The organism is Streptomyces bluensis (assembly GCF_014650715.1).
Taxonomy (GTDB): Bacteria; Actinomycetota; Actinomycetes; order Streptomycetales; family Streptomycetaceae; genus Streptomyces; species Streptomyces bluensis.
Genome location: NZ_BMVM01000010.1, coordinates 264,719 through 280,801, shown reverse-complemented (window position 1 = coordinate 280,801; position 16,083 = coordinate 264,719). Strand labels below are relative to the sequence as shown.

At 68.2% G+C, this 16,083-nt stretch carries 14 protein-coding genes; 8 read left to right on the top strand and 6 right to left on the bottom strand.

The window, feature by feature from the left end:
- Positions 1-27 precede the first annotated feature (27 nt).
- The 3 genes from IE262_RS24700 to IE262_RS24690 all read left to right on the top strand — a co-directional run bounded on the left by IE262_RS24700 (position 28) and on the right by IE262_RS24690 (position 4,740).
- Positions 28-735, top strand: a complete 708-nt coding sequence (locus IE262_RS24700; protein WP_229877443.1) for an HAD family hydrolase — start codon at positions 28-30, stop codon at positions 733-735.
- Positions 736-859: 124 nt separating this feature from the next.
- On the top strand, positions 860-3,094 hold the full coding sequence (locus IE262_RS24695; protein WP_229877442.1) for an aminoglycoside phosphotransferase family protein: 2,235 nt from the start codon (positions 860-862) through the stop codon (positions 3,092-3,094).
- A 443-nt stretch (positions 3,095-3,537) separates the two neighbouring features.
- Entirely contained in the window at positions 3,538-4,740 is a 1,203-nt protein-coding gene (locus IE262_RS24690; RefSeq protein WP_189876545.1) for an IS110 family RNA-guided transposase, read from the top strand.
- A 91-nt stretch (positions 4,741-4,831) separates the two neighbouring features.
- On the opposite strand, the gene IE262_RS24685 is transcribed toward IE262_RS24690, so the two are convergent.
- Positions 4,832-5,707 (bottom strand): nitroreductase/quinone reductase family protein, encoded by an 876-nt coding sequence (locus IE262_RS24685; RefSeq protein ID WP_189876543.1) that lies wholly within the window; start codon positions 5,705-5,707, stop codon positions 4,832-4,834.
- Positions 5,708-6,429: 722 nt separating this feature from the next.
- Here IE262_RS24685 and IE262_RS24680 point away from each other — a divergent pair.
- Entirely contained in the window at positions 6,430-6,909 is a 480-nt protein-coding gene (locus IE262_RS24680) for a hypothetical protein (protein WP_189876541.1), read from the top strand.
- Between the two features lie 549 nt (positions 6,910-7,458).
- The gene (locus tag IE262_RS24675) at positions 7,459-8,391 is read left to right on the top strand and encodes a hypothetical protein (protein ID WP_189876539.1); all 933 of its coding nucleotides are present in this window, start codon (positions 7,459-7,461) and stop codon (positions 8,389-8,391) included.
- Positions 8,392-8,707: 316 nt separating this feature from the next.
- On the opposite strand, the gene IE262_RS39630 is transcribed toward IE262_RS24675, so the two are convergent.
- Genes IE262_RS39630 through IE262_RS39625 form a run of 3 tightly spaced genes read right to left on the bottom strand, consistent with a single transcriptional unit; the run spans position 8,708 to position 10,615 of the window.
- The gene (locus IE262_RS39630; RefSeq protein WP_229877441.1) at positions 8,708-8,887 is read right to left on the bottom strand and encodes a TnsB C-terminal domain-containing protein; all 180 of its coding nucleotides are present in this window, start codon (positions 8,885-8,887) and stop codon (positions 8,708-8,710) included.
- On the bottom strand, positions 8,884-9,447 hold the full coding sequence (locus IE262_RS24670) for a hypothetical protein (protein WP_229877454.1): 564 nt from the start codon (positions 9,445-9,447) through the stop codon (positions 8,884-8,886). The genes IE262_RS39630 and IE262_RS24670 overlap by 4 nt, the downstream gene beginning before the upstream one ends.
- Positions 9,362-10,615: a TnsA-like heteromeric transposase endonuclease subunit gene (locus IE262_RS39625; RefSeq protein ID WP_229877440.1), complete on the bottom strand. Its 1,254-nt coding sequence runs from the start codon at positions 10,613-10,615 to the stop codon at positions 9,362-9,364. The genes IE262_RS24670 and IE262_RS39625 overlap by 86 nt, the downstream gene beginning before the upstream one ends.
- Positions 10,616-11,051: 436 nt before the next feature.
- Here IE262_RS39625 and IE262_RS24660 point away from each other — a divergent pair, with 436 nt between their 5' ends.
- The 3 genes from IE262_RS24660 (at position 11,052) to IE262_RS24650 (ending at position 12,947) form a co-directional block, all read left to right on the top strand.
- The gene (locus tag IE262_RS24660) at positions 11,052-11,612 is read left to right on the top strand and encodes a helix-turn-helix domain-containing protein (RefSeq protein WP_189876537.1); all 561 of its coding nucleotides are present in this window, start codon (positions 11,052-11,054) and stop codon (positions 11,610-11,612) included.
- Positions 11,613-11,739: 127 nt separating this feature from the next.
- Positions 11,740-12,495, top strand: coding sequence for a hypothetical protein (locus tag IE262_RS24655; RefSeq protein WP_189876535.1), 756 nt, complete (start codon positions 11,740-11,742; stop codon positions 12,493-12,495).
- 119 nt (positions 12,496-12,614) lie between these two features.
- Positions 12,615-12,947 (top strand): DUF2516 family protein, encoded by a 333-nt coding sequence (locus IE262_RS24650; RefSeq protein WP_373305124.1) that lies wholly within the window; start codon positions 12,615-12,617, stop codon positions 12,945-12,947.
- A gap of 76 nt (positions 12,948-13,023) precedes the next feature.
- Here the strand turns inward: IE262_RS24650 and IE262_RS24645 are convergent, their stop codons facing one another.
- Both IE262_RS24645 and IE262_RS24640 read right to left on the bottom strand, forming a co-directional pair.
- Positions 13,024-14,412, bottom strand: a complete 1,389-nt coding sequence (locus IE262_RS24645; protein ID WP_229877439.1) for a PP2C family protein-serine/threonine phosphatase — start codon at positions 14,410-14,412, stop codon at positions 13,024-13,026.
- A gap of 448 nt (positions 14,413-14,860) precedes the next feature.
- Complete coding sequence (locus tag IE262_RS24640; RefSeq protein ID WP_189876531.1) at positions 14,861-15,934, bottom strand: C40 family peptidase; 1,074 nt, start codon at positions 15,932-15,934, stop codon at positions 14,861-14,863.
- Positions 15,935-16,083: the final 149 nt, after the last annotated feature.

Here is a 16,083-nt window from a genome sequence, read left to right as displayed (position 1 = left end):
ACTTCTGATGCGGCGCAGACTGAGTTGGTGACAGTAGAGACAGAAAACCTGCGAGAACTGGTCACCTCCGTTCGTTTCGTCCTGTGGGATCTGGACGGGCCGATATGCCGGTTGTTCGCGGGGCATCCGGCGGAGGAGGTGGCCGAGAGCCTGGTGCGGTTGATCGACGGGCGTGGTCTCGGTGGGCTGCTCACCGAGACCGAGCGACGCACCACGGACCCGCAGGTGGCGCTGCTCGGCGTCAACAGACGACACCCCCGCAGCGACCTGATCGTCGAACTGGAGGAGTGGCTCACCCGGCAGGAGCTGGAAGCCGTCCCCAGGGCGTTTCCCACCGAGTACGCCGATCCGCTCATCAGGACCTGGGCGACACGGGCCCGTTTCGCCATCACCACCAACAACTCGGCGCTGGCGGCGGCTCGTTACATAGAGAGCCGTGGCCTCACCGGCTGTTTCCCCTACATCTACGGCCGTACGCAGAACCTGGATCTGATGAAGCCGAACCCGCACATCCTGGTTCAGGCGCTGAACGCCATGGGTGCCGACCCTTCCACGTCGCTGATGGTCGGCGACGCACCGACCGACTTCCAGGCGGCCCGTGAGGCCGGCGTGGCCTTCCTGGGGTACGCGCGCAACGGGCGGAAGGCCGCGGAACTGAGGAACGCGGGAGTCGCCCCCGAGTCCATCGTCGGCTCTCTGAAGCTCGTCCTCGACCAGCTGAAGAGCCGGCCCTGAGCCATCAGGGCCACGAGGTCCTCGGGTCGGCGCGCCGCGGGTCACTCGGGGAACTACAGTTGGGGCCACCTCTTTCACTTCGCATGAACATCAGAAGTGACGCACAGTTATTCAGGAGTGGCCCGTGGGTGCTCCGCCGAAGCCCGGTACTCGCGGCCTGGCACACGCGGCCGATGAGGCGTTCGACAGGCTGGTGTCGTATGCCAGGACCCAGGGGGAGTTCAGCCAGGGCCACCACCATCGCACCTACGTGGTGGCGCCGCCCGAGGGCGTCGACCTGTGGCTCACGGCCCTCGCCGGCCATGACCGGGTCACCGTGCGCGAGCAGATCCGTACCGCGCTTCCGGTCGTCATCAGAACCTGGCCGGACGAGACCGAGATCCTCGCAGCGGTCTGCCGCGTGCTGCCGCATGTCCCCCGGTGCCTGGTCAGGCGCCGGGACGTCGCGATCCTGAGCCATGTGCGGGGCGTGCCGCTGGCCGGCATCTGCCGCGACGGCAAGCCGGTCGACTCCCCTGTGATCTCCGCCCTGGCCGGCCTGCTGGCGGACATGACACAGGTGCGCAGGAAGGATCTGCCCGCCCTGCCGCAGTCCTGGCCCCGGACCGGCAGGGACAGCCGGGCCTTCCTGCGGACCCTGGCGCTCGCGGCGGAGGAGCAGATCCGGCAGCGCAACTGGGACGAGTTCGGTGGTCTGTTCGCGATGCTGGGCATTCCCGAGGACGCCCTGGTGCGCTTCGCCGAGCGGGTGCCCTCCATGGCCGGCCGGCCCTTCAGCCTGCTCCACACCGATCTGCACCGCGACAACGTGATCGTGTCGTACCACGGAGACCCGCCGCTGATCTGTGTCGACTGGGAACTGGCGACCTACGGTGATCCGCTGCACGACCTCGCCACCCATCTGGTGCGGATGCGGTACCCCGACGACCAGTGGGCGGAGGTGATGGAAGCGTGGTGCACGGCGATGGCACAGCGGCGCCCCACGGCGGTCAACGGTCTGACGCGGGATCTGAAGCACTATGTCGCCTTCGAGAGGGCCCAGTCCGTCTACCCGGACGTGATGCGTGCGGCGACCTCGCTCCGGGACTCCTTCGACGAGCGGGACCTGGGCAGGGCGGCCCATGAGGTGCACCGGGCGCTGCTGGCGGCCGAGGCCCCCTTGCGGTTGAAGCGTGTACCGGACGAGCAGGCGATCGAACGCATTCTCTTCCGGTGGAACGTCTCGCACGGCAACCGGCACAGCCGCGACCGGGCGGTGTCGTCCCTCTCCTGGACGAGCGACCCGCGGGTGCCCGAGCACCGGGACTTTCCCGCCGCGGCCGTACAGGAAGCGCTGTTCGAGGAAGGTGCCGCCGCCGCGGACCGGGTGTTCAAGGGCACGGCCCATCTCAGTACGGGGGTGTGGGTCACGGGCGTGCCGTTCCCCGTCATGGTGCGGCGGAAGGTGGGGTCGGCCAGCCCCCGGGAGCGCCGCTACCTCAACGAGCACGCCGTCCTCCGGGTGATCGAGGAGTCAGGGGTACGGGTGCGTGCCCCGAGGGTGCTGGCGCTGGGCGTCAGTGACCTCGGGGACCAGTTCACCATCCACTCCTACGAGGGGCCGAAGGGGGAGATCCGGCACCCCGACCATCCGGCTGACGGGCTGTTGCCGCACGAGGCGGACGACCTCGTCGACCAGCTCTGTGAGCTGACGAAGATCGACGGTGGCCTGCTCGATCCGGACGCGGACAGCGCGGACTTCTCCTGGAGGCTGCGGTACGAACTGATCCGCATGGTCTCCGAACTCCCCAAGGAGACCCTCGATCTGGCCAGGGAACTCGGCCTGCCGTCCAGCAGTGTCCGGCTGGGCGAGATCCTCGACCGGCACATGGTGACGCCCCGCCGGTCCGTGCTCCTGCACGGCGACCTCAACCCGTGGAACCTCGTGCGCCGCGAGGACGGCACAGGGCTGACCCTCATCGACTGGGAAATGGCGATGGTGGGCGATCCGCTCTACGACCTGGTCCGCCACATCCACCTGACGCCGACGCTGCCCGAGATCCGGGAGCGGCTGTTCGCCCGCTGGTCCCGTCGGCTGCCGGAGGACTGCACCAAGGGCTGGCGCGACGACTGGCGTGTGTACCGCTGGATCGAGACCGTGCGCTCGGCGTACGTGGACCTGGACCGCCTCGTGACGGGTGACAGCCTGGAGGCCCCCAACGTACGCCGGGCGGTGGACACGTACGCCATGACCCTGACCGCCGCGACGGCGACCCTGGGCCTCAGGGCCAAGTCGACGGCGAACCCCTACCTCGCCCTCGCCCTGCCCCACGGAGACCAGGGAACGGCACTGACGGACGGACCTCCCGGCGGCAGGTGAGACGCCACGGGGGGGCGCAGCCTGGGTTGCCTTGGTGACCGGCGTCCACTGCCTCGTGGTGTTACGTGCAGGCGACCGAGTCATGACCGAGTGCGCACCACGGTGATCATCCCTGTGACTACTGTGACGAACGTGCCGGTGAGCGGCATACTCTCCCCCCGGCGGGCCCAACTCCCCCCCGTTATGTTCTTCGCGGTCCTGCAAGAGGGCCGCTGGCCTCCGGGCCCGGCATGACTGTTGCCCCCCTGTCGAACGGATGACCTGGGGGGTGGTGTCACCGGGCCTGGGAGGCGCCGTTGGAGACGCTGATGAGAGGTCCGACTACCGCCTGGCCTGGCGCAATGCCCGGCCGCTTGCGGGCGGCAGGTCTGCATAACGTGGATGCGCGCATACGACGCCGAAGCCCTGGCCAGCACCGCACGAACCCCGTTCGGGAGGATGGGTTGGACGACATCGACGACGTGGGCGTCTTCCTCGGCCTGGACGTAGGCAAGAGCGCCCATCACGGGCACGGGCTCACCCCGGCCGGCAAGAAGGTCTTCGACAAACAACTGCCCAACAGCGAGCCGAAGCTGCGGGCCGTCTTCGACAAGCTGGCAGCGAAGTTCGGCACCGTGCTGGTGATCGTGGACCAGCCCGCCTCGATCGGAGCCCTCCCCTTGACGGTCGCCCGGGACGCGGGCTGCAAGGTCGCCTACCTGCCGGGGCTGGCCATGCGACGGATCGCCGACCTCTACCCGGGCGAGGCGAAGACCGACGCGAAGGACGCCGCGGTGATCGCGGACGCAGCCCGGACCATGCCGCACACCCTGCGCTCGTTGGAACTGACCGACGAGATCACCGCCGAACTGACCGTGCTGGTGGGCTTCGACCAGGACCTCGCGGCCGTGGCCACCCGCACCTCCAACCGGATACGCGGCCTGCTCACCCAGTTCCATCCCTCACTGGAGCGCGTGCTCGGGCCGCGTCTGGACCATCAGGCCGTGACCTGGCTGCTGGAACGCTACGGATCTCCGGCCGCGCTGCGAAAGGCCGGTCGCCGCAGGCTCGTCGAGGTGATCCGGCCCAAGGCCCCGCGCATGGCCCAGCGGCTGATCGACGAGGTCTTCGACGCGCTCGATGAGCAGACCGTCGTGGTCCCGGGCACCGGCACCCTCGACCTCGTGATCCCGTCCCTGGCCCGTTCGCTCGCTGCCGTCCACGAACAGCGACGAGCCCTGGAAACGCAGATCGGACAGCTGCTGGAGACTCACCCTCTTTCCCCGGTCCTGACCTCGATTCCGGGGGTCGCGGTCAGGACCGCCGCCACCTTGCTGGTCACCGTCGGCGACGGCACCAGCTTCCCCACCGCCGCCCACCTCGCCTCCTACGCCGGCCTCGCCCCGACGACCAAGTCGTCGGGGACCTCGATCCACGGCGAACACGCACCCAGAGGCGGCAACCGGCAGCTCAAACGCGCGATGTTCCTGTCCGCATTCGCCGCCCTGCACGATCCCACCTCCCGCACCTACTACGACCGATGCCGAGCCCGCGGCAAGACCCACACGCAGGCCCTTCTCCGCCTCGCCCGACAACGGATCAACGTGCTGTTCGCAATGCTCCGCGACGGCACCTTCTACCAACCCAGAACCCCACGCCTCGCTTGACGAAAGACATAGAGGCACCCCCCAGGGCCCGCCCGCCGCTCACCGGCACCTGCGCGCTCCCGCCCACCCCGGAGGGGGCCGGCGGTCTGCCTCACACCGTCGCCGCGTCCAGGGCGGGTAGCAACTGCTCCTCCTCGTAGGCGAGATGGGCTTCGAGCTCGGCCGTCAGGCGTTCCACCTCACGCAGGACGAGGCCGGGTTCGGTGTCCCCGGCCTCGTCGGCGACGATCCGGCGGAGGTCCTCCAGGAGCGCGGCGATCTGTTCGTGCTCGTCGCGGAGTCGGTCGAGGACCGGGGCCAGTTCGGGGTGGCGGTCGGCGAGGAACGGAAACAGGGCGACGTCCTCGCCGGTGTGGTGGTTGTGCAGGCCCTGGCAGAGGGTGAGGCAGTTGATGCGGAGCTGAGCGCCGAGGCGGGTCAGGGACTTGGTTCCGTCAGCGCCGCCGCCCTGGGACAACTCCTTTTTGATCAGTGCGAGTTCGCGTCGGAAGACATCGTGCACGACCTTCACCTGCTCGCCCATCGAGCCCGCGTTGATGTTCGGCGGGCCGCCCTTGGCGATCTCCCGTAGGGCGACCACGGGGATGACCCGGTCCGTCCTGGCCTGGTACTCGGCCCACCCCGGATCGCTCTCGACCGCCCGCGCGAAAGCCTGGTCCCGTTCCTTTCCGGTCAGGACGACGGCCTCGGCCTCGTACGTGAACGCTCCGCTCTCCACGGTCACCCGCGGATGGGCGACCAGGTTGCGGAACCAGTCGGGGTGCTTGGGTGAGCCGCCTGCCGAGGCGATGACGAGGATCCGGCCGTCGCCGTCGTGGAGGAAGCCGACGGGGGTGGTGTGCGGGGTGCCCGTGCGGGCGCCGGTGGTGGTCAGCAGGATGAGCCGGGCGCCCTCGAAATGGCCGCCGACCCGGCCGCGGTTGGCGCGGAATTCTTCGATGACCTGTTGGTTGAAGTGGTGGGGCATTCTCTGCTTTCTGTTTTCGGGCAGGGGTATTGCCGTAGGGCGCGCGAGATTGCACGCGAGAATCACCCGAGAATCACGCGAGAATTGCGTGTGAGAATGGTGGGTGAGAAGGCGCCTGCGGTAGGGGGGAGGCATGCAAGCGGTGCGTGGTAACGCGGAAACGTCGCGCGAAACCCACGGAACAGGCCGAACATCCGGTGGAGAAAACGGCGGGCCCCTGGCCCGCACCGGCCTCACTCGGAGGCCGGGCAACCAACTCGCTCACGGCACAAGGCCGCCAACCCGGCAGTCATGGCGGCAACCGTAATGCCAAATGAGAGAAACGGCAATGCGGTTATTCGGCGTTGACCGATTTTGCCGCTGTCGCAGTCGGCCTGGCGTCGGTCGGTCTGGAGTCGGTCTGGTTGGATTCCTCGCATGACGGATTGGTCGCGACTCAGCCATGCCTACGGCTCTGCGGAAGACATACCGGCTCTGCTGGACCGGATCGCTGCGGAGCCGACCTCCGAGCTCTGGAGCGATCTCTGGTCGGCCCTGTGCCACCAGGGCAGCGTGTACTCGGCCAGCTTCGCCGCGCTGCCCTGGCTGGCCGGCACAGCCGGCTCGGACGATCGGGAACAGGCGGTGAACGCCCTGACCCTGGCGGGCGCCATCATGGCGGGCGCGGGCCCGGGGCGCGAGCCGACGACGTCCGCGCCAGGCATGCGGCCGAGGTTGCCGCCTTGCTGTCGCTGGCGAACGAGCGTCTTCGGACGGCCGGTGATCGCGACGAGTACGTCTACCTACTCGAAGCCGTCCTGGCCTTCGAGGGTGTCGTCGGCTGGAGCGAGGAGCTGGCGTGGGGGCTCACGAACGAGGAGTACGAGGTCTCCTGCCCCGAGTGCGAGGCGGGCCTGTTCGTGGTGATCGGCGAGCGCGGATTCTTCACCACCAGCGATGACTACGCATTGTCGGACGACCAGGTGGAGGCGGAGACGAAACCGTTGCGCCCCGCCCACCCCGAGGAACTGGACGGCATCGGCCGGCGTCTCCACGACACCGCCCTCGCCGACGGTCAGCGGGATGTCGCTGCCGCGTTGACCTACGTGTTCGGCGATGGGACCTGCCCGGACTGCGACACGGACTTCTCCGTGGCCGCCCGGATCAGCGCCGACTGGTCGGCTGTGCATTGTCCTGTCCCATCGGAAGTGAGTTGTCCATGATCCTGTGACCAGGGCAGTGCACGTTCGGTGAGATGAGTTGGGCGGAGGGCATGTCGTCGAAGGTGCTTCGTTCCGTGCGGCGTCCTACTGCGTTCCACTGAACCTGCTCCGTTTCCCCCTTCCTCCCGCGAGCACGGAGAGGGCACTTGCGGCAGGCTCCTGCGGTTCGGTGTGCTCTCCGTCAACTTCGCGGTCTTCTGATCACCGGCGGCGTAGCGGATGTTCAAGGACGTGTGCATTCAAGTCGGTTGGCGGCGAGAGGCACACGCCGATCCACGGCGACCGGTAGACAACACGACTGTCTTCCTGCCACAACTAAGCTGTACAGCAACCAAGTTCGGTTTAGCCAAGGGTTCACAGGAGAACGACGTGTCCACACCGCCCCCGCTTCCCCCCGGGCACGCAAACGGTTCACCAGCCGGACAACCCGCTGGACCGAACGGCGGAACATCGCTACCCGCTCAGGGCCCCTCCGCGCCACCCTCACCGCCAGGGGCCTTCCCTCCCGCTGTCACCCCCGGACCCCAGCCCGGATCACCGCACACGTGGGTGGTTCCTTCTGACCCCGATCGCTTCCCTCGGGAGGCGAACGATATTTCAAGAGCTGGAAATCAAATCTCCAAGAAGACGCTTCGGGTCACGTTATGGGTCGGCGTCGCTAGTGCATTCTTCGGGGCTGCCGCCTTCGGTGCTTCCGTCTTCGGGCTAATTCCCTCGTTCGAGACAAACAATAGAGAGAAGGATGAGGACCGGAAGGAAGAGGCAATCGAGAACGGCCCTCCTGTCACAATTTCGGCAGGCGGATCCTACTACGGGCCGGGCATGTGGGTAAGCGAAGAAGATCGCACAGGCCAATACCATGGAGTTCCGTTCGACCAGGAGACGTTGGAAACGGACCGCCCGTCGTGGGGCTGGCTTGAGAAGCACTGGACCCCGCTGCACTTGACCGGCGTCTCTATCAACGTACTGAGCGAGCACAAGAAGACGACTCTCGTGCAGGGAGTGGAGATCTCGAACCTCGCCTGTGCGAAGCCATTCGACGGAACCCTTCTGCAACCCCCAGGGATCGGCGACGGCGGCGAGGAAGCTATCCCAGTAGACATGGCACTCAATGTCGACGCCGCACGCCCTGTCACCCGCGAGCTAAACGAGAGCGGGGAACCCGGACGCCCGTTCACAAAACAGATCGCGCTGGAACAAGGGGATCAGCGTGGGTTCGTAATCAAGTTCTTCTCACGCACAAAATCCTGCACGTTTAACGCGCACTTGATTGTTTCATCGAACGGAAAGACGTACCGTCTGAAACTTCCGGCCACCTGGAAGCTGGGAGAAAAGCCTGACAGTTACACATTCCGTGTCTCAGCAGCTCCCTCCAATCACACCTACAAGTCAACGTACTATGCAGGAGACAGCACAGTACTCGAAGTGCCGCAAGACAGATTCCAGTGGGTCACCCCTAACCAACCCAGCTACATCCCGTAAGTTCGCTGGGAGACCGATGGGTACATCTCCGCTGACTCCGCAGCGGCGGCAATCGTGCGTGCCGATGAAGCGGTCATCGGCATCGCCACTTGGAAGCCGCGCGACTTTCCGTCAGGTGTCACCTACGAGATCGGCGTGGGGGGTCCTGAGTAGCGCAGACTGGAGTTGGTAAAGGCTTAGGGGATGAAAGGGGAGCTGGCTCTCTCAAAAAGCGTTTGGCTCCCGCTCGAAGATTTCGGGCTGGTGACGCCGGGAGCCGTATGGGGAAGGGGCGAAGTGGTCTTCGAGTTCGTCGAGCACCCATCTGGTGAACGGCTCATAGCTGGAGGAACTGCGTCCCCACCGTCTCGATCATCCGCTCGATGTGAGGCTTGTCGGTGGGCGTCGCAAGGTGACCGGGCTGGAAGTCGATGCCCAGCCACCGGCACGACGAGCGGAAATTGTCCGAGATGAACACCATGCCGTGGTCGCAGACCATCGTCTCCGGCACGATCACCGGCGGGCTGCAGCGTGAGCAATACGTTCATCAAGCTCGTGCAGGTGAGCGAACGGCAGCACCGACCGCGACATCCGCAGGGCTTCAGCCCATCCTGGACGCATCGACTCGGGCGTAACCGTGCGAGCGAGGAGCAACGACGCGTCCACCGATCTCGTCGTGGGGCGGAGCACGGCCGCGGTGACAGTAAGCGTGGCAACGTCGATCACCGCAGTGAGGTCGACCCGGCCCGGCTTGCCGTTGTCCAGGCGGACCAGCACATCGAGCGGTGTCGAGTCGATCTGCATCAACTCACCTGGACGCACGGGCATGACCTGTCCGAACGGCCCCTCTGGGCGCCCGGCCAGCGACCGCCGCGTGCGCGCCGATCCGGTCGCGTGCTGCCCGGCTGACAGCCTCCGGAACAGCCGGTAGAAAGTCGAACCCGAAGGGAGAGAAACCCCATCGACTCCATACTCGGCCTCCAGAACCTGCTCAACGCGCCAACGGAAGAACTCCACCGTGCGGCTCGGCCCTTGCACCGTCTCCTCCACGGCGAGAATGCGCCGTAGTGCATCCACCACCCGAGGGTCGTTCCGGCCCCGTTGGCGGCCGTGCCCGATCCGCCCGGCCGTCAACGAGACCGGCGACCCCCTGCGCCTGGTAGCGCAGACGTTTGCGATGCACCGTGCCAGCGCTGACACCGGTGTGCCCCGCCGTGGTCAGCTCGGTGGCCTTCGCCACTTCCCGCTCCGCCAACGTCCGCGTCGCGGGGTCGTACTCCGCGGATGGCCGGGCGTGCGGAGCCGCGTCGGGAGGCAAGCCGGTCAGGATCTCAACGATGTGCGGCTCCCACCAGGTCGCTTCCTCGATGGCTTTGGCGGGCAGACCATGGAAGCGGGCCATCGGCAAGCGAGGCACCGACGGTGCCGGACCCGGCACCACGTCGGCCCGCAGCAGCAGGTCCGGGAGACTGACCACACTGGCCAGACCCTTCTCATCGGAAAGGTGGACCATCGTCCCGGCCAAGCCGGTCACGGTATGACCTACCCCTGCCAGTCGCACTCGATCGCCAATGCGCAGTACGCCCGGCCGGGCCTGGCTCGTCACAGCGCCTCCGTACCCGTACGGACTACGGTCCCACCGTTGAGAACGTCGCCGCGAAGATCGACGGCCAGCACGCTGGTCCACAGCAGATGGAAAAGCACCGGAAGCACTGCGATCGGGTGCCCCACCCGTGCTGCCCCCGCCAGGAGCCGAGTCGGCTCTGCGGAAACCTCCTTGAGCCTCTGGCTCACCGCTTCTTGGCACACGCGGGTGCCGGTAGCCAGCGAGCCACCGGACGTTCGCCATGAGCACCGGATCAGGGACACCGACACGCCGGAACTCCCAGCCGACTTGCGAGCAGGCCACCTCAGTCGCCGCGAAGGACGCGGCATCTTCGTCGGCGATCCGGTCATCGGCCCGCACATCGACCACGACACCGGTTCCGTCCGCGCAACGGGCGAAGAAGTCAGGGGTATGGCGTCGTACGACACCGTCCTGCTCCCAACTGATCCTGAAGGGCTGCGAAGCGACTCCGACGACCCGCCGGTCGAAGTCCAGGAGCTTCAGGTGATCCCGCTCCAGCCAAGACTCGTAGCCCACGTGCCCACAGTCGCTGACCAGTACAGACCCGGGTAGTTCCTGGCGCCCTTGGCGAAGTGAAACTGCCGGACCGGCGCGACATCCTCGAACCGGACGTCCCAATGATCAGCGAGGGAGCCCGCCACTTGCCCCTGGCCCGGGACAACGAACTCCAGACCGAAGCGAACTCCCGGCCGGCCTCACCTGTCCACCCTGAGTACGGCATCCCCCATCAGCCCTCCCCTCGCGGCACGACAAGCGACCGTAAGCACTTGCCGCTGCCACTGGGGCAGGTTCGTGAGACATCCACCCGAACGAGGCGGGTTCACTGAGACGTGGACGCGTCGACGATGAGACCGGGCAGGCAACGGAGCGGATTCAGTGAGATCCCGGGTCGGGCTGGTTCAGCTTCAGCGACATCAGAGCAGCTGGCGCGAGACGGGACATGCACCCTGATGTGCACCCTGATGTCGTGGACTGATGGTGGGGCCGCCGCCGCTGGCACACTTTTGCAAGCGGGTGCTTGCAAAAGTTAGCGGGGGTGGGGCACTGTAGGGGTATGGCATCGCTGAACGTCGGCAATCTTGGTGAGTACCTCCGCGAACAGCGGCGCAACGCGCAGCTGTCCCTCAGGCAGCTCGCCGCCGCCACCGGGGTGTCCAATCCGTACCTGAGCCAGATCGAGCGCGGGCTGCGCAAGCCGAGCGCGGAGGTGCTGCAGCAGGTCGCCAAGGCGCTGCGGATCTCCGCGGAGACGCTGTACGTGCGCGCCGGCATCCTCGACGCCGAGCGGGACGGGGAGGAGGGCCGACGGGACGGTGCGACGCGTGCCGTCATCCTCGCCGATCCCACGCTGAACGAGCGGCAGAAGCAGGTGCTGCTCCAGATCTACGAGTCGTTCCGCAAAGAGAACGGTTTCGAGGTCGTCGGCACGGCGGACGGGGATGGCCCGGGGGACGTTCAGGACCAGGGCGTCCGGGACCAGGGTCTCCAGGGTGCTCAGGGCGCGACGGATGTGACGGGCGTGCGCGGCGAGATACGCGTCGTCCAGGACACCGAACGCCCCGGCCCTCGCACGGCCGACGGCGGCGATGCCGGTTCGCAGCAGACGGCGAGCTGACCCCGAGCTCTGAAGAGCGGGCCCGTCACCGAGGCGGGCACGACTTCGCGGTCGGCAAAGGTGCCGGACCGCTGTGAACCGAACCACAAAACCCTCAGCTGAAAGCCATTACGGGAGGACGGTCACCATGGCCATCACGGAAGACCTGCGCAAGACCCTCAGCGACCCGACGCCGCTCTACTTCGCCGCCGGCACCGCCGACCTGGCCCTCCAGCAGGCCAAGAAGGTGCCCGCCATCGTCGAGCAGATCCGGGCCGAGGCCCCGTCCCGCATCGAGGCCGTACGCAACACCGACCCCAAGGTGGTCCAGGAGAAGGCCACCGCCCGTGCCAAGGAGGCGCAGGAGAAGGCCGCCGCCCGGCTCAAGGAGAGCCAGGAGAAGGCTGCCGCCCGTGCCAAGGAGGCGCAGGAGAGGGCCGCCGTACGCGCCAAGGAGGCGCAGGAGACCCTCCAGGTCAGGATCACCGAGATCCTCGGATCCCTGGACACCGACCTGAAGAAGCTCGGCGAGACCGCCCAGGACCTCGCCCTGCGCGGTGTCGGCGTCGCCGCCGAGTACGCGGTGAAGGCGCGGGAGACGTACGAGAAGGTGGCCGAGCACGGCGAGCAGGCCGTGCGGACCTGGCGTGGTGAGGCCGCCGAGGAGATCGAGGAGCTCGCGGTCGCCGTCGAGCCGAAGTCGGAGCCGCGGCCCGTCGAGGTCAAGGAGCAGGAGCGGCCCGCCGTCGCCCAGCCCGCGCCTGCCGCCCGGCCTGCGCCCGCTGCCCAGCCCGCTCCCGCCGTGCAGCCCGCGCCCGGCGCCTCTGCCAAGAAGCCCGCGCCGAAGAAGGCCCCGGCCGGCAAGAAGACCACCGCGAAGAAGATCACGCCTCCTTCGAAGTAGGAACCTCGCCGGGGCGAACAGCCGTACGAGAACGGGTCGGGCACCTTTGGGGTGTGCGGCCCGTTCTCCGGGTACGGTGGCCGTAAGACGAATCGACCCGGGTGGTGGGCATTGTGCTGATGACGGCATTCGGCGGCTTCATGTCGCTGCTTTACCTCGCCATGCTGCTGCTCGCGGTGGCGGCGCTGGTGCTGGCCGCAGTGGCGCGCGAGGACGCGTATCGCGCCGCCGACAAGCAGAACAAGATGTTCTGGCTGATCATCCTGGGCGTCACGGTCGCGGTGAACCTGCTCGTGCCGATGCTCTTCCTGCAGATCGCGGGCCTTATCGCGACGATCGTCTTCTTCGTCGACGTCCGCCCCGCGATCCGGCAGGTCTCCGGTGGTGGGGGCGGTGGCCGCCGCGGATCGAGCAGCGACGGTCCGTACGGTCCGTACAACGGCGGCCGGTGACCGGACCGCTCCCCGCGGTCGGTGACCTGACCGTTCCCCGCTCACAGCGAAACGCCTTTGATCGGCGCCGCCCCGGTTAACCGCCGCGGTTCAGTAGCAGGACCGCCACGTCGTCCGTCAGCTCCCCGCCGTTGAGGTCGCGGACCTCGCTCACCGCCGCCTGGAGCAGGGCCTCGCCGGTCAGGCCCCGGTCGAGAAGACGGCGGACCAGGTCGACCATGCCGTCCTGGCCGAGGCGTTCGCCGTCCGTGCCGACGCGGCCCTCGATCAGGCCGTCCGTGTAGAGCATCAGGCCCCACGAGCCGCCCAGCTCGATCTGCGTACGCGGCCAGCGGGCGTTCGGCAGCAGACCGAGGGCCGGGCCGTTGTTGCCGTACGGCAGGAGCTCGGCCACCGGAGTGCCCTCCGCGCCGGGGCGGGTGAGCAGCGGGGCCGGGTGGCCGGCCAGGCACAGGCCCGCGCTGCGGCCGTCCGGCGCGATGTCGACCGTGCACAGCGTCGCGAAGATCTCGTCGCTCTCGCGTTCGTGCTCCAGGACCTGCTGGAGGGTGGAGAGCAGCTGGTCCCCGCACAGCCCCGCGAACGTCAGCGCCCGCCAGGCGATCCGTAGCTCCACGCCGAGCGCCGCCTCGTCGGGCCCGTGCCCGCAAACATCGCCGATCATGGCGTGCACGGTGCCGTCGGGGGTACGGACCGTGTCGTAGAAGTCGCCGCCGAGGAGCGCGCGGGAGCGGCCCGGGCGGTAGCGGGCGGCGAAGCGGAGCGGGGAGCCCTCCAGCAGGGGCGTGGGGAGGAGACCGCGCTCCAGGCGGGCGTTCTCCTGGGCCCGCAGCCTGGACTCGGTGAGGTGTCGCTCGGCCTTGTCGGAACGTTTCCGCTCCACCGCGTACCGGATCGCCCGGCTCAGCAGACGACCGTCCAGCTCGTCTCGGAAGAGGTAGTCCTGGGCGCCCACCCGCACCGCCTCGGCGCCGCGCTCGGCGTCGCCGGAACCGGTGAGCGCGAGGACGGCGTGCCGGGGCGCGAGCCGCAGGACGTGCTTGAGCACGGCCAGCTCGTCGTCGTTGCCGGCGTCGCCGCTGCCCGGGGTCGGCAGTGCGAGGTCGAGGAGGATGCAGTTCACGTCGTCGGTGAGGAGCCGCCCGGCCTCGGTGAGGTTGCGGGCGGTGCGGACCCGGATCGGCTTGCCCGCGGCGTCGAGCAGTTCGGGCACGCTGAGCGACCCTGCCGGGTCGTCCTCGATCAGCAGCACGGTGAGGTGGGCGTGGTTGCCCGCGGCGCCAGGACCGTCGGCGCCGCGGGTGCTGTCAGCACTGCCGGTGCCTTCGGCAGGGGTGGCAGGTGTTGCAGGTGTGGCGTTCAGTGCCGCCCCCTCTCCGGGTGGGCCGCTGGGTGGGGACACGGCGTGCGCCTGACCACCCTCCACGGCCGGGATCGCTCTCTGCCGCGGTATGGGTATGGGCATCGTCTTGGGTTCCTTCCCTCCCCCGAGGGCGCGGTGGGAACGAGGGACCTCGAACCACCGACCGGGACCATAGCGGTAGGCGGCGCCGCAGCGGAATGGTCCGCGGGGCGCCTGTCGGCGACTGGCCACCGTCATATGCCGCATCCGGTAACGCACTTGGACACGGGGGGCTCCGCCGGGGATGACGAATGTCACGCGGGCGGGGGTGGGGGGCGGGGGGAGCAAGGTGGGGGTCACATGGGTGGAGTGTTCCCTTTTTGCTGTTCTTCTTGTGGTTCGGGGCTGTTGGTCGCCCCTGTCAGGTTCTGTCGGTGGTCTGCCGCGGATCGTGTGACGGTGTGGTCGGCCGCGGGATCGTCGTGTCGGTGGTCTGCCGCGGGATCGTCGTGGCGGGGCGCGCAGTTCCCCGCGCTCCTGAAGGCGCAACGCGCCCCCCTTGCGCTACCGCTCACGCGTCCGGTCGTACGACTCCCAGGATCGGCATGGAGCCCGCGCCCGCGATCGTCACCGTGCGGCCGGGGCGGGGGGAGTGGACGATGGCGCCGTCGCCGATGTACATCGCCACATGGCTGGCATCCGCGTTGTAGATGATCAGGTCGCCGGGGCGCATGTCCTTGATGTCGACGCGGTGGAGCCGCTTCCACTGCTCCTGGGAGGTGCGCGGGATGCCCTGCCCGGCGGAGGCCCAGGCCTGCGAGGTGAGGCCGGAGCAGTCGTACGTCCGGGGGCCCTCGGCGCCCCACTCGTACGGCTTGCCGATCTGGTCCGTCGCGAACTTCACCGCCTTCTTGCCCTCCTCGGACGCCTTGCCGCTGATCTCGTCCAGCACGCCCGAGCCGAGCCACGCGGTCTGCGCCTTCCGCGCGGCCCGCTCCTCCAGCTCCGCCAGCCGCTCGCGCTCCTCCTGCTCCAGCTGGGACTCCAGTTCCTCGGCCGCGGCGATCCGCTTCTTGATCTCCTTCTTGGCCTCGGCCCTGGCCTTCCGGTTGGCCTCCAGCTTCTTCCACTGGGCGGAGGCGTCCTTCGCGTACAGCTCCAAGTCCTGCTGCGTGCGCTCCATTTCGGCGAGCACTCCGTTGGACGCGTGCTGGCCCTGCCGTACGCGGCCGGCGCTGTCGAGGAAGTCCTGCGGGTTCTCGCTGAGCCAGAGCCGGACCTCGGGCGGCAGGCCGCCGCCGCGGTACTGGGCGCGGGCTGCCGCGCCCATGAGGTCCTTCAGCTTCTCCAGCTTCTCCTTGCCCTTGACGATGTCGCGGGCCAGCTCCACGATCTCGGCGGACTGCTTCTCGGTCTTCTCCTCGGCCGCGTTGTAGGCGTCCGTGGCCACCGCCGCGTCGTGGTAGAGCCTGTCCAGCCTCTTGCGGACGGCTTCCAGTTCCTCGGTGCTCGCTCTCGTGGACGGGGAGGGCGTGGGGTTCGGTCGTGCCTGGCTCGCGTGGGCCATGCCCGGTGCGCCCAGTACGGTCACCGCGCAGACGAGTGCCACGGCCGCCGTGGTCAGGCTCCGCTTGCCCGCAGTCATACCTCTGCCCCCCAACTGATGAACCGTCAGTAGCGTCCTGACACTCGGGGATCGTGCCATGTCGTGCCGCAATACGACAGAGGCGGACACGAACTCCCTCCCCACCCTGGGTGACGAACGAGTCGCGGTGCGCGTTCCCGCGCGCCCCC

Excerpts from the sequence above, each read along its gene's own strand:
- IE262_RS24645 (WP_229877439.1), bottom strand. The coding sequence starts at position 14,412 with ATGCCCATACCCATACCGCGGCAGAGAGCGATCCCGGCCGTGGAGGGT.
- IE262_RS24655 (WP_189876535.1), top strand. The coding sequence starts at position 11,740 with ATGGCCATCACGGAAGACCTGCGCAAGACCCTCAGCGACCCGACGCCG.
- IE262_RS24685 (WP_189876543.1), bottom strand. The coding sequence starts at position 5,707 with ATGCCCCACCACTTCAACCAACAGGTCATCGAAGAATTCCGCGCCAAC.
- IE262_RS24660 (WP_189876537.1), top strand. The coding sequence starts at position 11,052 with ATGGCATCGCTGAACGTCGGCAATCTTGGTGAGTACCTCCGCGAACAG.
- IE262_RS24650 (WP_373305124.1), top strand. The coding sequence starts at position 12,615 with ATGACGGCATTCGGCGGCTTCATGTCGCTGCTTTACCTCGCCATGCTG.
- IE262_RS24640 (WP_189876531.1), bottom strand. The coding sequence starts at position 15,934 with ATGACTGCGGGCAAGCGGAGCCTGACCACGGCGGCCGTGGCACTCGTC.